Raw genomic sequence first — 14,237 nt, 5'->3', positions numbered from 1 at the left:
GGCGGGGATAATTGAAAAGTTGCCCTATTCTTGATGTAGCGCAATATTTTATACATCGGAACGTTCACAAACAAATAGCAGCAATGCATTCGGAATAATAAGAATAAATTTATATTTGGCTGCGCTGTTTAATAACACATAGAAATATCATAACTGCCGCAAATATTAACGGGAGCGCTAATAGCGCGCGGAATAGCCTAAATTTCCTCACGATTTTCTTCAGCGAAAAATAAAACGCGAAACGCAACGGGAAAATAACAGGCGGAAGAAAAAACGCCCCCTTCGCGTGAAGAGGGCGTTTCGATTAGCGTTTCTTACCCATCGCCGCCGCCAGCGCATCCATCATCGCGCTGTTGCCGGCAGGCTGCGTGTCGCGACCGCGCGGCGCTTTCGCCGGACGGGCAGCGTTGCGGTTGCCATTGTCACGATCATTGCCGTTGCCACCGCGGCGCGGCGCGCTTTCACCCGGCTGCTCATTGAGACGCATAGTCAGGGCGATACGTTTACGCGGCAGATCCACTTCCAGCACTTTAACCTTCACGATATCGCCCGCTTTCACCACCGTATGCGGATCGTCGACGAATTTATCCGCCAGGGAAGAGATGTGCACCAGCCCATCCTGATGGACACCGATATCCACAAACGCGCCGAAGTTGGTGACGTTTGTTACGGCCCCCTCCAGCACCATGCCCGGCTGAAGATCGTTGAGGGTTTCAACGCCCTCCGCAAAGGTCGCGGTTTTGAACTCCGGACGCGGATCGCGGCCCGGTTTCTCCAGCTCTTTGATGATGTCGGTCACCGTCGGCACGCCGAACTGCTCATCGGTAAACTCTGACGCTTTCAGCTTGCGCAGCTCGGTACTGTTGCCCATCAGGTCGCGCAGAGATTGTTCTGTCGCCGCCAAAATGCGCTCCACCACCGGGTAGGTTTCCGGGTGAACGGTGGAGGCATCAAGCGGGTTATCGCCGTGGTTGATACGCAAAAATCCCGCGCACTGCTCAAAGGCTTTTGGCCCGAGGCGGCTCACTTTTAGCAGCTGCTGGCGGTTCTGGAACTGACCGTTCTCATCACGCCAGGCGACAATGTTCTGCGCCATCATGCGGGTTAACCCGGCCACGCGCGTCAGCAGCGGCACGGAGGCGGTATTAAGATCCACGCCGACGGCGTTCACGCAATCCTCCACTACTGCATCGAGTTTACGCGCCAGCTGGCTCTGGCTGACATCATGCTGATACTGGCCGACGCCGATAGATTTGGGGTCGATCTTCACCAGCTCAGCCAGTGGGTCCTGTAAACGACGGGCAATCGACACTGCGCCGCGCAGCGAGACGTCCAGATCCGGGAACTCCAGCGCCGCCAGCTCGGAGGCGGAGTAGACCGACGCTCCCGCTTCGCTGACAATCACCTTCTGCGCCGTCACCTTCGGGAACTGCTTATGCACATCCAGGAAGAAGCGCTCGGTTTCGCGTGAGGCAGTGCCGTTACCAATCGCCACCAGCTCAACGTTATGCTTCTCGCATAGCGCCGCCACAGCCACCGCCGCTTTTGCCGCCTGGCCGGTGTGTGGGTAGATGGTATCGGTCGCGACCAGTTTGCCGGTGGCATCGACCACCGCCACTTTCACCCCGGTACGTAAACCGGGATCGAGACCCATCGTTGCGCGCAGACCGGCTGGCGCAGCCATCAGCAGATCGTGCAGGTTGCGGGCGAAAACGTTGATCGCCTCATCTTCCGCGCGCTCACGCACCGTGCCCATCAGCTCCGTTTCCAGATGCATCAGCACTTTGATGCGCCAGGTCCAGCTCACCACGCCCTTACGCCAGCTGTCCGCCGGGGCGTTATTCAGGCGCAGGTCAAGGTGGTCAATGATGATCTGCTCGCCGTGGCTCTCTTTTGGCGGCTCATCAAACTGCGGATCGGCGTTCAGCGAAAGTTGCAGAATGCCTTCGTTACGCCCGCGGAACATCGCCAGCGCCCGGTGTGACGGGACAGTGGAGAGCGGTTCATGATGATCGAAGTAATCGCGGAACTTGGCCCCCTCCTCCTCTTTCCCGGCAACAACTGTCGAGACGAGATGGGCGTTCTTCCACAAGTAGTTACGCACTTTCGCCAGCAGCGCCGCGTCTTCCGCGAAGCGCTCCATCAGGATATAACGCGCGCCGTCGAGAGCCGCTTTGCTGTCGGCAACGCCTTTGTCGGCGTCCACAAAGGTGGCTGCGAGGGCTTCGGGATCCTGCGATGGATTGTTCCACAGCGAATCGGCCAGCGGCTCGAGACCCGCTTCAATGGCAATCTGCCCGCGCGTACGCCGCTTCGGTTTGTAGGGAAGATAGAGATCTTCGAGTTCAGTTTTGCTCAGGGTGCCGTTAATCGCCTGCGCCAGTTCATCACTCAGTTTGCCCTGCTCGCCGATCGATTTCAGGATCGCCTGGCGACGCTCTTCCAGCTCGCGCAGGTAGCCGAGACGGGTTTCCAGCTGACGCAGCTGCGTGTCGTCCAGACCGCCGGTCACCTCTTTACGGTAACGCGCAATAAACGGGACCGTGTTGCCTTCATCAAGCAGGCGAACGGCGGATTCCACCTGTTCGGTTCGTGCCTTAAGTTCACCCGCAATAATGCGGCAGAGCGAATCATTCATCATGTCTTTCATCATCTTCTGAACAAAAAATCAGGGGACAGTTATACGGACTGGCACAGCAAAATGCCAGCCATCGGCAGGCGCTCTCAGACTCATCCGGGCACTTATTTCACATAGACAATCTCGTTGACGTACCATGTCGCTTCGCCGCCCGGCGTCTGCACTACCGCCACATCACCCACCTCTTTTTTCAGCAGCGCGCGGGCCATCGGTGAATCGATGGAGATGTAATCTTTGCGACCGAAAATTTCGTCGTAGCCGACGATGCGAAAACGCAGCGTGCCGCCATCGTCATTTTCAATCTCCACCCAGGCACCAAAAAAGACCTTTCCTTCCTGTTGCGGCGAATAATCGACGATTTTTAAATTTTCGAGACATTTTGTCAGGTAGCGCACGCGACGATCGATTTCGCGCAGGCGCTTTTTGTTGTATTGATAATCAGCGTTTTCGCTGCGGTCGCCGAGGCTTGCCGCCCACGTGACCTTTTTTGTCACTTCCGGGCGCTCCTGACGCCAGAGAAAATCGAGTTCCTGCTTCAGTTTGTCGTAACCTTCACGGGTAATCAGGGGCGTTTTCATTGATGAGCCTTATTAATGTCTTCGCTGCACTTTACAAACGGAACGCGGTAACGCGCGGATTAATCATGCTTTATGTGATGCAATATGCATATAAGCTGCTGTTAAATATGCTTTGTAACAATTTCGACTAGAATGTATACCAGATTTCGCTGGTCGTTAACGCGCACTTTTTTAGAATACGGAAACATTATTGTCGGAACCTTTGGGAGTAAAAACAATGCAAGAGAATTATAAGATTCTGGTCGTGGATGACGATATGCGTCTGCGCGCATTGCTCGAGCGTTACCTTACTGAGCAGGGCTTCCAGGTTCGTAGCGTGGCTAACGCGGAGCAAATGGATCGCTTGTTAACCCGCGAATCCTTCCATCTGATGGTACTGGACCTGATGCTGCCGGGCGAAGATGGTCTCTCCATCTGCCGCCGTCTGCGCAGCCAGAGCAACCCGATGCCGATCATTATGGTGACGGCAAAAGGTGAAGAGGTTGACCGCATTGTCGGGCTGGAGATTGGTGCCGACGACTATATTCCCAAACCCTTCAACCCGCGTGAACTGCTGGCACGTATCCGCGCGGTGCTGCGTCGTCAGGCCAATGAACTGCCAGGCGCGCCCTCTCAGGAAGAAGCGGTTATCGCTTTTGGCAAGTTCAAGCTCAACCTCGGCACGCGCGAAATGTTCCGCGAAGATGAGCCGATGCCGCTCACCAGCGGTGAGTTTGCGGTGCTGAAAGCGCTGGTCAGCCACCCACGCGAGCCGCTGTCGCGCGATAAGCTGATGAACCTGGCGCGCGGCCGCGAATACTCGGCGATGGAGCGCTCCATCGACGTGCAGATCTCCCGCCTGCGCCGCATGGTGGAAGAGGATCCGGCACATCCGCGTTATATTCAGACCGTCTGGGGCCTGGGCTACGTATTTGTACCGGACGGCACTAAAGCATGATGCGAGTGCGTTTCTCGCCGCGAAGTTCCTTTGCCCGCACGCTGCTGCTCATCGTCACTTTGCTGTTCGTCAGCCTGGTGACGACGTACCTGGTGGTACTGAATTTCGCCATTTTGCCAAGCCTTCAGCAGTTTAATAAGGTTCTCGCTTACGAAGTCCGTATGCTGATGACCGATAAACTGCAGCTGGAGGATGGCACGCAGCTGGTGGTGCCCCCGGCATTTCGCCGCGAGATCTATCGCGAATTAGGCATCTCTCTCTACTCCAACGAGGCGGCGGAAGATGCTGGCCTGCGTTGGGCGCAGCACTATGAGTTCCTGAGCCAGCAGATGGCGCAGCAGCTCGGCGGCCCGACCGAAGTACGCGTTGAGGTGAACAAAAGCTCGCCGGTGGTGTGGCTGAAAACCTGGCTGTCGCCCAACATTTGGGTGCGAGTACCGCTCACGGAGATTCATCAGGGCGATTTTTCCCCGCTCTTTCGCTATACGCTGGCGATCATGCTGTTGGCGATTGGCGGCGCGTGGCTCTTTATCCGTATTCAGAACCGCCCCCTTGTTGACCTCGAACATGCCGCCCTGAAAGTGGGGAAAGGGCAGATCCCGCCGCCGCTGCGGGAGTATGGCGCATCGGAGGTGCGCTCGGTGACCCGCGCCTTTAACCAGATGGCGGCGGGCGTCAAACAGCTGGCGGATGACCGTACGCTGCTGATGGCGGGCGTCAGCCACGATCTGCGTACGCCGTTAACGCGTATTCGCCTGGCGACCGAGATGATGGGTGAAGAGGATGGCTATCTGGCTGAATCCATCAACAAAGATATCGAAGAGTGCAACGCGATTATCGAGCAGTTTATCGACTACCTGCGCACCGGGCAGGAGATGCCGATGGAAGCGGCGGATCTTAACGCCGTGCTTGGGGAAGTGATTGCGGCAGAGAGCGGTTACGAGCGTGAAATCGACACCGGTCTGCAAGAGGGTGAAATCATCGTGCGCATGCATCCGCTCTCAATTAAACGCGCGGTCGCTAATATGGTGGTCAACGCGGCGCGCTACGGCAATGGCTGGATCAAAGTCAGCAGCGGCACGGAGCTGAACCGCGCCTGGTTCCAGGTGGAAGATGATGGTCCGGGCATCAAGCCGGAGCAGCGCGAGCACCTTTTCCAGCCATTTGTGCGCGGCGACAGTGCCCGCAGCACCAGCGGTACCGGCTTAGGCCTGGCGATTGTGCAGCGCATTGTGGATAACCATAACGGTCTGCTGGAGTTAGGCACCAGCGAGCGCGGCGGGCTCTGCATTCGCGCCTGGCTGCCGATCCCTGTCCTTCGCCAGAACGGGCAGCTCAAAGAGGTGTAAACCTGTGGCGCTTTGCTCGTCTGGCAAAGCGCTTTTCCCCTTCTATAGCTTCGCTTTCAGCGCCAGCAGCGCATCGCAAAAGGCTTCAGGGTGCGACACAAACGGCGCATGGGCCGCTTTCGGGAAAATAATTGACTCGCTTGAGGGCCACATCTCATCCAGCAGCGGCACAATCTTACGCGGCACCAGCCCATCAAGATGACCATACAGGCGCAAGAACGGCAGCGACAGGTTCTGTAACGCCTCACGCAGATCGACCCTCTTCAGGATCTCCAGCCCGCCATTCAGCACCTCTGTCGACGGCATATCCAGCGACAAGACGGCGCTTTTCAGCAGGCGCGCATCCTGACGTGCGGTGTCACTGCCCATGGTTTGCAGCGCCAGAAAACGCTCAACCGTGCGTTGAAAATCCTCACTCAGTTGATGCTGAAAACCGGCCAGCACTTCAGGTTTGATCCCCGGCCACGCTTCCCGCGCGCTGAAACAGGGCGAAGAGGCGACGGTGACCAGCGCGCTTACCCGTTCCGGCGCTTGCAGCGCAATCTGGCTTGCCACCAGCCCGCCGAGGCTCCAGCCAAGCCATATCGCCTTTTCCGGCGCCTGCGTTAAAACACACTGCGCCATCTGTGCCAGGGTCTGGGTGCCAAAATCACGGCTGCGGCCATACCCCGGAAGATCGACCAGGTGCAGGGTAAAATGCGAGCTGAGTTCCGCCGTAATGCCATCCCATACTTGTGCATTCAGTCCCCAGCCGTGTAGCAGCACAAGATGCACATCTCCTTCGCCTTTGGTTTGCCACCAGATGTCACTCATCAGTTATCGTTCTCTTCTTTCACACAAGGAGGTGCAACATGCTAACAGTGCCGGGATTGTGCTGGCTATGCCTGATGCCATTAATGCTTAGCCACTGGGGCATCTGCTCGCGCTGTACGCGCAGCCTGCAACGGCGCGAAAAAGTTTGCCCTTTGTGCGGTTTACCCGCCGCCAGTGAACAGCTTCCCTGCGGACGCTGCTTACGCCGCGCACCGCCCTGGCAACGGCTGATTGCCGTCAGCCGCTATGCCCCGCCGCTCAGCCTGCTGGTGCATCAGTTTAAATTCCATCCGCGCCCCGAGATGGCGCCCGCGCTGGCGCGCCTGCTGCTACTGGCGGTACAGAGTGCGCGGCGCATCCACCCCCTGCCGCCGCCGGATATGCTGGTAAGCGTGCCGCTACATGCCCGCCGCCAGTGGCGAAGGGGGTTTAATCAGAGCGATCTACTGTGCAGAAGCCTTTCGCGCTGGCTGCATTGTCCTTACCCGCACGCGGCGCTCAGGCGAAGGCGGGCGACATCGGTTCAGCATCAGCTGGCGGCACGGCTACGTAAAAGGAACGTGAAAAACGCCTTCCGTCTTGAATTGCCGGTCGCGGGTCTCCATATCGTTGTTGTGGATGATGTCGTCACCACCGGCAGCACGGTCGCAGAGATCAGCCAGCTGCTTTTACGCAGCGGCGCAGCCACTGTTCAGGTCTGGTGCCTGTGTCGAACCTTGTAGACCCTCGATGATGGGCGTATTATAACCGAGTAAAATAGTCAACTATTAGGCCATTGCTATGATCCGTATTTCCGACGCTGCCCAAGCGCACTTTGTCAAACTGCTGGCGAATCAGGAAGAAGGGACACAAATCCGCGTATTTGTGATCAATCCAGGCACGCCAAACGCAGAGTGTGGTGTCTCTTACTGTCCGCCGGATGCGGTCGAAGCCACCGATACCGCGCTGAAATTTGAACAACTGGTTGCCTATGTCGATGAGCTGAGCGCGCCGTATCTTGAAGATGCGGAAATCGATTTTGTCACCGACCAGTTGGGCTCACAGCTGACGCTGAAAGCCCCGAACGCCAAAATGCGTAAAGTCTCTGACGACGCCCCGCTGATGGAGCGCGTAGAGTATTTACTGCAATCACAAATCAACCCACAGCTCGCAGGCCACGGTGGTCGCGTTACGCTGATGGAGATCACCGATGAAGGCTACGCCATTCTGCAATTCGGCGGCGGCTGTAACGGGTGCTCCATGGTTGACGTAACCCTGAAAGAGGGCATTGAGAAGCAGCTGCTGAACGAGTTCCCGGAACTCGCCGGCGTGCGTGACCTCACCGAGCACCAGCGCGGCGAGCACTCCTACTACTAAGCCTCCCTGCGCTTTTGAGTATTGCCCGGTGGCGCTTCGCTTACCGGGCCTCTTCCACCTGATCCCGCAGTGCGGATAAGGTGCAGCCGCCATCCGGTAATGCCCCCTCCATACTACAAGCCTGGCCCCTGCCCCCATGTCGGATAAGACGCAGGCAGACAAGCCTCTCCAGCGATAATCCTGCTCCGCCCGCCTTCACAGACCGGATAAGACGCCGCCATCCGGCAAATAACCCCGTGATTTTGCTGGGCTGTTAGTTTGACGAAGTTCTCACTTCTTACATTTTGATCCGCCGGGTGATTCTCTTTATCGGGATGTTACCCGTATCATCCCGGCAGGCACCGACAAGATAAAAAACATCCGACTACAATTTTCAGCAATGGATGTAAGCCGAAACGGTGCCGCAGCGCGATTTCACCTTTTGAAAGCGGCTGCCTGAAAACACTGACGTTACCCATAACAAATTAAAGGCCAGGTAAATCATGCCATTAGTCATCGTTGCTATCGGTGTTGCTCTCCTACTGCTCCTCATGATCCGTTTCAAAATGAACGGGTTTATCGCTCTGATCCTCGTCGCGCTTGCCGTGGGGATGATGCAGGGCATGCCGCTGGATGCCGTGATTAAATCGATCAAAGCCGGCGTTGGCGGAACGCTGGGCAGCCTTGCGCTGATCATGGGCTTCGGCGCCATGCTGGGTAAGCTGCTGGCAGATTGCGGCGGCGCGCAGCGTATTGCCACCACGCTGATTGAAAAATTTGGTCGCAAGCATATCCAGTGGGCGATCGTATTAACCGGCTTTACCGTCGGTTTCGCCCTCTTCTATGAAGTGGGTTTCGTGTTGCTGCTGCCGCTGGTCTTTACCGTCGCCGCTTCCGCACGCATCCCCCTGCTCTACGTTGGCGTGCCGATGGCCGCGGCCCTTTCCGTGACGCACGGCTTCCTGCCGCCGCATCCGGGTCCAACCGCTATCGCCACCATTTTCCACGCCGATATGGGTAAAACCCTGCTCTACGGTACGCTGCTCGGTATTCCGACGGTGATCCTCGCAGGCCCGGTCTACGCCCGTTTCCTGAAAAATATTGATAAACCGATCCCGGAAGGGCTCTATAACGCAAAAACCTTTAGCGAAGAGGAGATGCCGGGCTTTGGCGTCAGCGTCTGGACATCGCTGGTTCCTGTGATCCTGATGGCGCTGCGCGCTGTGGCGGAGATGGTGCTGCCGAAAGGCCACGCCCTGCTGCCCTACGCCGAGTTCTTCGGTGACCCGGTTATGGCGACAATGATTGCGGTGCTGATTGCGGTCTTCACCTTTGGTCTGAATCGTGGCCGTTCAATGGACGATATCAACGACACGCTGACCAGCTCGATCAAAATCATCGCCATGATGCTGCTGATCATCGGCGGCGGCGGCGCGTTTAAGCAGGTGCTGGTCGACAGCGGCGTGGACAAGTACATCGCCTCAATGATGCACGCCACCAACCTCTCTCCGCTGTTTATGGCCTGGTCGATTGCCGCCGTGCTGCGTATTGCGCTCGGCTCCGCGACCGTTGCGGCGATTACCGCAGGTGGTATCGCAGCACCGCTGATCGCGACAACCGGGGTAAGCCCTGAACTGATGGTGATTGCCGTTGGCTCCGGAAGCGTGATCTTCTCGCACGTCAACGATCCGGGCTTCTGGCTGTTTAAGGAGTATTTCAACCTGACCATCGGCGAAACCATGCGTTCGTGGTCAGCGCTGGAAACCATTATCTCGGTATGTGGCCTGGTGGGTTGCTTGCTGTTAGGAATGGTGGTCTGAGGCAACCATTGCCGGATAGCGCTTTGCTTATCCGGCCTGCGAATGTGGTTCGATGGGCTGAAACCGAATGCCGGATGGTGCTTCGCTTATCCGGCCTACAGGTTCAGTGTGACTGAAAAGGCGTAGGCCGGATAAGGCGCAGCCGCCATCCGGCAGCATGCCCGGGCGCACCATGCGGCCGGGCATTTTTATTACCGCTTTCCGGCGGCCTTACGGCGACGGTCAAGATCCTTGATCAGCTTGTTCACGCTCTCATCGGCAAACATCTCCTCCAGCGAGACCGCGAGCTTACGCCGCCAGTTCTGATACTGATCGCTGGTACCGGGCACGTTAACCGGCGACGACATATCGAGCCAGTCCTCCGGTTGCAGCCCCAGCAGGGCGCTGTTGCTGTCCGCAATATAGCGCTGTAAACCGCGATTGAGGACCGATGACATCGGCATGCGTAACGCCTTTTTCCCCGCGCGCTGAGGCAAGCAGCCATGCTGATGCAGTGCCGTCAGCAGCCCCTGTTTGGCCTGCTCACGGTCCTCATATAAACCGCTCAGCAGCTCTTCATCCGGATAGAGACCCAGCGTTTTGCCAAGGGTTAAATCGCCGCTCTCCCAGTAGCCGCGCAGGGTCGGCAGATCGTGGGTGGTCGCAACCGCCATCGACTGCGCCGGCCACGCTTGCGGGGCATGGAACACCTTATCGTCGTTCTCGAAATAGAGCACTTTGTAGGAGTAAACGCCGCTGCGCCGCAGCTTGCCGACGATCTCCTGCGGAACAGTACCCAGATCTTCGCCAATCACCATACACTGGTGACGGTGGCTCTCAAGCGCGAGGATCGCCAGCAGATCGTCAACCGGATAGTGGACATAGGCACCCTGATCCGCCGTTTCGCCGTAGGGGATCCACCACAGACGCAGCATCGACATCACATGATCGATACGCAGCGCGCCGCAATTTTTCATATTCGCACGCAGCAGATCGACAAACGGCGCATAGCCGCGCGTCTGCATGACGTGCGGATCCATCGGCGGTAGGCCCCAGTTTTGCCCCAGCGGCCCGAGAATATCCGGCGGTGCGCCAACGGAGGCTTTCAGGCAGTAAAGCTCTCGATCGCACCAGGTCTCCGCACCACCCTCCGCCACGCCCACCGCCAGATCGCGATAGAGGCCAATCGGCATCTGGTAACCCTGGCTGGTTTGCCAGCACTCTGCGAACTGGGTAAATGCCAGCCACTGCAACCAGAGGTAGAAATTGACCTCATCGGCATGCTGCTGGCAAAAGGCTTTCACCTCCGGGCTATCGATCGATTGGTAGCCCGAAGGCCAGGCCGGCCAGCCCCAGCGCAGCGGATCTTCCTGCACCTGGAAAGCATGCAGCGCATCGAATGCCGCCTGCCAGTAGAGGCTGTCGCCCTCTTGCTCAACGAAGGCGCGGAAGGCGGCAAACTGCTCATCCCCCTCGCCGCGCTGGCTGAAACCTTGCCACGCCATACGCAGTGCCGTCAGCTTGAGCGCGGTGACGGCCGAATAATCGACCCACTCACTCTCGCGCGCGGCGCGCAGCGCTTTCTGCGTCGCTGCTTTTTTCCACCACGCCTGCGCCGCTTTGCTCTGCGCAAAATCCTCAACCGCGTTAACGTCGATATAGATAATGTTCAGCCAGCGGCGAGACGACGGGCTATAGGGGCTGGCGCTCTCCGGGTAAGCGGGATAGAGCGCATGAATCGGGTTAAGCCCGATAAACGCGCCGCCGCGTTCGCCGACGCCTGAGAGCATCTGTTTCAGATCGCCAAAATCGCCGATCCCCCAGTTGCTTGCAGAACGTAACGTATAGAGCTGCACGCAGGCACCCCACAGTTTTTTACCGTCACGCAGCGCCTGCGGCTCATAACAGCGGGCGGGGGCGATAATCACCCGGCACGTCCACTGCTGCTTTTTTTGCGTCAGCGTCAGGGTGTGGTAACCCAGCGCCAGGCCACCTGGTAGCGGCAGATCGTCACCGCCGCTCACCTCACCCTGATAGGTTTTGCCCGCCTCGGTCGCCAGTTGCCACTGGTATTGCCCCTTACCGGAGACCACCAGCCGCTTCTTTTTACCGTGAATAAACACCTGTACCGCAGGCACAGGTGCAGCACTTTGCGCCGCCGGTACAGGGTGCATCGCATCCAGTAACCGCTGTTTGGTCTGCGCGCTGATGGACTGCGGTTTCCCGTGCGCATTGATGTAATTTGGGCTGATTCCTGCCGTCAGCGCGGCCTGTTCCAGACGTTTACTCTGCATTGCGCTTCCTTAACGTTTTGCCTGCCAGATGCGGGTCTGGTAATCACGGATCGAGCGGTCAGAGCTAAACATGCCGCAGCGCGCGGTATTGAGGATCGCCGCACGCGTCCAGGCCTCCTGGTCGCGATAGAGCACATCCACCTGCTTTTGCGCTTCGACATAGGCGGCGAAATCCGCCATCACCAGGTAGGGATCGCCGCCCTGTTTGCCGATGCTGTGCAGCATCTGGTCGAAGGCATGCTTATCGCCGCCGCTGTATTTTCCGCTCTCCAGCTCTTTCAGCACCGCATCAAGCCGCTTATCTTTTTTACGCCACTTGACCGGGTCGTAACCTTTCGCTTTTAACGCCTTCACCTGCTCAACGGTGTGACCGAAGATAAAGATATTCTCTTCGCCCACCTGCTCAGCGATTTCAACGTTAGCGCCATCCAGTGTGCCGACCGTCAATGCGCCATTGAGTGCCAGTTTCATATTGCCGGTGCCCGAGGCCTCTTTGCCCGCGGTTGAGATCTGCTCGGAGACATCCGCCGCCGGGATCAGTTTTTCCGCCGCCGAGACGCAATAATCCGGCAGGAACACCACTTTCAGCTGGTCGCCAATCGATGCATCGTTGTTAATGACGTCTGCCACTTTGTTGATAGCGTAGATGATATTCTTCGCCAGGTAGTAACCCGGCGCCGCTTTTGCGCCAAACAGGAAGACGCGCGGCACGCGGTTCGCCTGCGGGTTTTCGCGCATCTCCTTATAGAGCGCAATGATATGCAGCAGGCCAAGGTGCTGGCGTTTGTACTCATGCAAGCGCTTGATTTGAATATCAAAGATAGCTTCCGGGTTGATCACAATGCCGGTGCGCGCTTTAACGAATTCCGCCAGCCGCACTTTGTTTTGGCGCTTAATGTCGCGATAGCGCTGGCGAAACGCTGCATCGTCGGCGTACTGCTCAAGATTGATCAGTTGATCGAGATCGTTGGCCCACTCTTTTTTCAGCGTCTTATCAAGCAGCGCAGCAAGCAGCGGGTTGCACTGTTTGATCCAGCGGCGCGGCGTGATGCCGTTGGTGACGTTATGGAATTTGCCCGGCCACAGCTGGTGATATTCCGGGAAGAGATCTTTCACCACCAGATCCGAGTGCAGCGCGGCCACGCCGTTGACAGCAAAACCGCCGACCACGCAGAGGTTGGCCATGCGCACCTGTTTGTCATGTACCACCGCCAGTTTTGCCCACACCGCTTTATTACCCGGCCAGGTCTGCTCAACCTGCGCTTTAAAGCGCTCATTGATGCGCTTGATGATCTGCATATGGCGTGGCAGCAGCGCTCTTACCAGCGACTCATCCCAGCGCTCGAGCGCTTCCGGCATCAGCGTATGGTTAGTGTAGGCGAAGGTACGGCTGGTGATCGCCCAGGCGTCATCCCAGCTCAGCTGATGCTCATCAAGCAGCACGCGCAGCAGCTCGGGAATGGCAATGGTCGGGTGGGTATCATTAAGCTGGATCACTTCGTAATCCGGCAGTTGAGCAAGCTTGCGCCCGGCCAGATGATGACGGCGCAGGATGTCGGCCACCGAGCAGGCACACTGGAAATATTGCTGCATCAGACGCAGCTTCTTACCGGCCTGGTGGTTGTCGTTCGGGTAGAGCACTTTGGTGAGCTTTTCAGCGTCGATACCCGCCTGCTCTGCGCGGAGGAAGTCGCCATCGTTGAACTTGGTGAGGTTGAAGGGATGCGCATGGGTAGCCTGCCACAGGCGCAGCGGCTGCGTAATGCCGTTGCGGTAGCCAATCACTGGCAGATCCCAGGCTTCGCCCACAAGGGTAAAGGCCGGTTGCCACTGCCCCTCTTTACTCACTTTGCCGCCGATGTTGACCTGCACATCCAGCTGTTCGTTATGGCGGAACCACGGATAGCTGCGGCGGTGCCAGTCATCCGGCGCTTCATGCTGCTGGCCGTCGACAAAGGACTGGCGAAACAGCCCGTACTGGTAGTTGAGGCCATACCCGGTGGCAGGCTGACCGACGGTCGCCATTGAGTCGAGGAAGCAGGCTGCCAGACGCCCCAGACCGCCGTTGCCGAGCGCCGGATCGATCTCCTCTTCCAGCAGATCGGTCAACTGGATATCGTGCGCTTGCAATACCTCGCCGACCGCCTCATACCAGCCGAGGTTCAGCAGGTTGTTGCCCGTCAGGCGGCCAATCAAGAACTCCATTGAGATGTAGTTAACGTGGCGCTGTTCCTTCGCCGCTTTTGGCGCAGGCTGCGCTGCCAACAGTTCCGCCAGCGCGCCGCTTACGGCATGCCACCACTGGCGAGTTGTCATTTCCGTTGCAGAGTGAACCCCGAAACGCTGCCACTGGCGCGTCAGGGCCGCTTCAAATTGCGCTTTATCAAACGTTGGCTTTGTCATAAAAATCCGGGTCCTGTGTGAAGATAATCGACATTGACGCTAGTGTGCAGATCTACGGGTATGACTTCCTCATCCTGGCGGGGATTAGACA

Annotated in this window: 10 protein-coding genes; 5 read left to right on the top strand and 5 right to left on the bottom strand. The window is 57.8% G+C overall.

Going from position 1 to position 14,237, the window contains the following annotated elements:
• Positions 1–304: 304 nt before the first annotated feature.
• Both PU683_RS02465 and greB read right to left on the bottom strand, forming a co-directional pair.
• Entirely contained in the window at positions 305–2,641 is a 2,337-nt protein-coding gene (locus tag PU683_RS02465) for a Tex family protein (RefSeq protein ID WP_277169945.1), read from the bottom strand.
• A gap of 101 nt (positions 2,642–2,742) precedes the next feature.
• Entirely contained in the window at positions 2,743–3,216 is a 474-nt protein-coding gene (gene greB / locus PU683_RS02460; protein WP_277169944.1) for a transcription elongation factor GreB, read from the bottom strand.
• A gap of 217 nt (positions 3,217–3,433) precedes the next feature.
• On the opposite strand from greB, the gene ompR reads away from it, so the two are divergent.
• Together ompR and envZ are read left to right on the top strand one after the other, a co-directional pair.
• Entirely contained in the window at positions 3,434–4,153 is a 720-nt protein-coding gene (gene ompR / locus PU683_RS02455) for an osmolarity response regulator transcription factor OmpR (protein ID WP_038629697.1), read from the top strand.
• On the top strand, positions 4,150–5,502 hold the full coding sequence (envZ, locus tag PU683_RS02450) for a two-component system sensor histidine kinase EnvZ (protein ID WP_277169943.1): 1,353 nt from the start codon (positions 4,150–4,152) through the stop codon (positions 5,500–5,502). Before ompR ends, envZ begins: the two co-directional genes overlap by 4 nt.
• 42 nt (positions 5,503–5,544) lie before the next feature.
• Here the strand turns inward: envZ and bioH are convergent, their stop codons facing one another.
• Positions 5,545–6,315, bottom strand: coding sequence for a pimeloyl-ACP methyl ester esterase BioH (gene bioH, locus PU683_RS02445; RefSeq protein ID WP_277169942.1), 771 nt, complete (start codon positions 6,313–6,315; stop codon positions 5,545–5,547).
• A gap of 38 nt (positions 6,316–6,353) precedes the next feature.
• On the opposite strand from bioH, the gene gntX reads away from it, so the two are divergent.
• The 3 genes from gntX to gntT all read left to right on the top strand — a co-directional run bounded on the left by gntX (position 6,354) and on the right by gntT (position 9,470).
• Positions 6,354–7,037: a DNA utilization protein GntX gene (gene gntX / locus PU683_RS02440; protein WP_277169941.1), complete on the top strand. Its 684-nt coding sequence runs from the start codon at positions 6,354–6,356 to the stop codon at positions 7,035–7,037.
• 58 nt (positions 7,038–7,095) lie between these two features.
• Positions 7,096–7,671 (top strand): Fe-S biogenesis protein NfuA, encoded by a 576-nt coding sequence (gene nfuA, locus PU683_RS02435; RefSeq protein ID WP_023481993.1) that lies wholly within the window; start codon positions 7,096–7,098, stop codon positions 7,669–7,671.
• Between the two features lie 482 nt (positions 7,672–8,153).
• On the top strand, positions 8,154–9,470 hold the full coding sequence (gene gntT, locus PU683_RS02430) for a gluconate transporter (protein WP_277169940.1): 1,317 nt from the start codon (positions 8,154–8,156) through the stop codon (positions 9,468–9,470).
• Positions 9,471–9,661: 191 nt separating this feature from the next.
• Here gntT and malQ read toward each other — a convergent pair whose 3' ends face one another.
• A complete protein-coding gene (gene malQ, locus PU683_RS02425) occupies positions 9,662–11,743 on the bottom strand; it encodes a 4-alpha-glucanotransferase (protein WP_277169939.1) in 2,082 nt (693 codons plus the stop codon).
• 9 nt (positions 11,744–11,752) lie between these two features.
• Complete coding sequence (gene malP, locus PU683_RS02420; RefSeq protein ID WP_277169938.1) at positions 11,753–14,146, bottom strand: maltodextrin phosphorylase; 2,394 nt, start codon at positions 14,144–14,146, stop codon at positions 11,753–11,755.
• Positions 14,147–14,237 lie beyond the last annotated feature (91 nt).

This window comes from Candidatus Kosakonia sp. 282A-S69 (genome assembly GCF_029433855.1).
In the GTDB taxonomy this organism is placed as follows: Bacteria; Pseudomonadota; Gammaproteobacteria; order Enterobacterales; family Enterobacteriaceae; genus Kosakonia; species Kosakonia cowanii_A.
The sequence above is the reverse complement of the archived record's forward strand: the minus strand, read 5'-3'. Positions and strand labels throughout refer to the sequence as shown.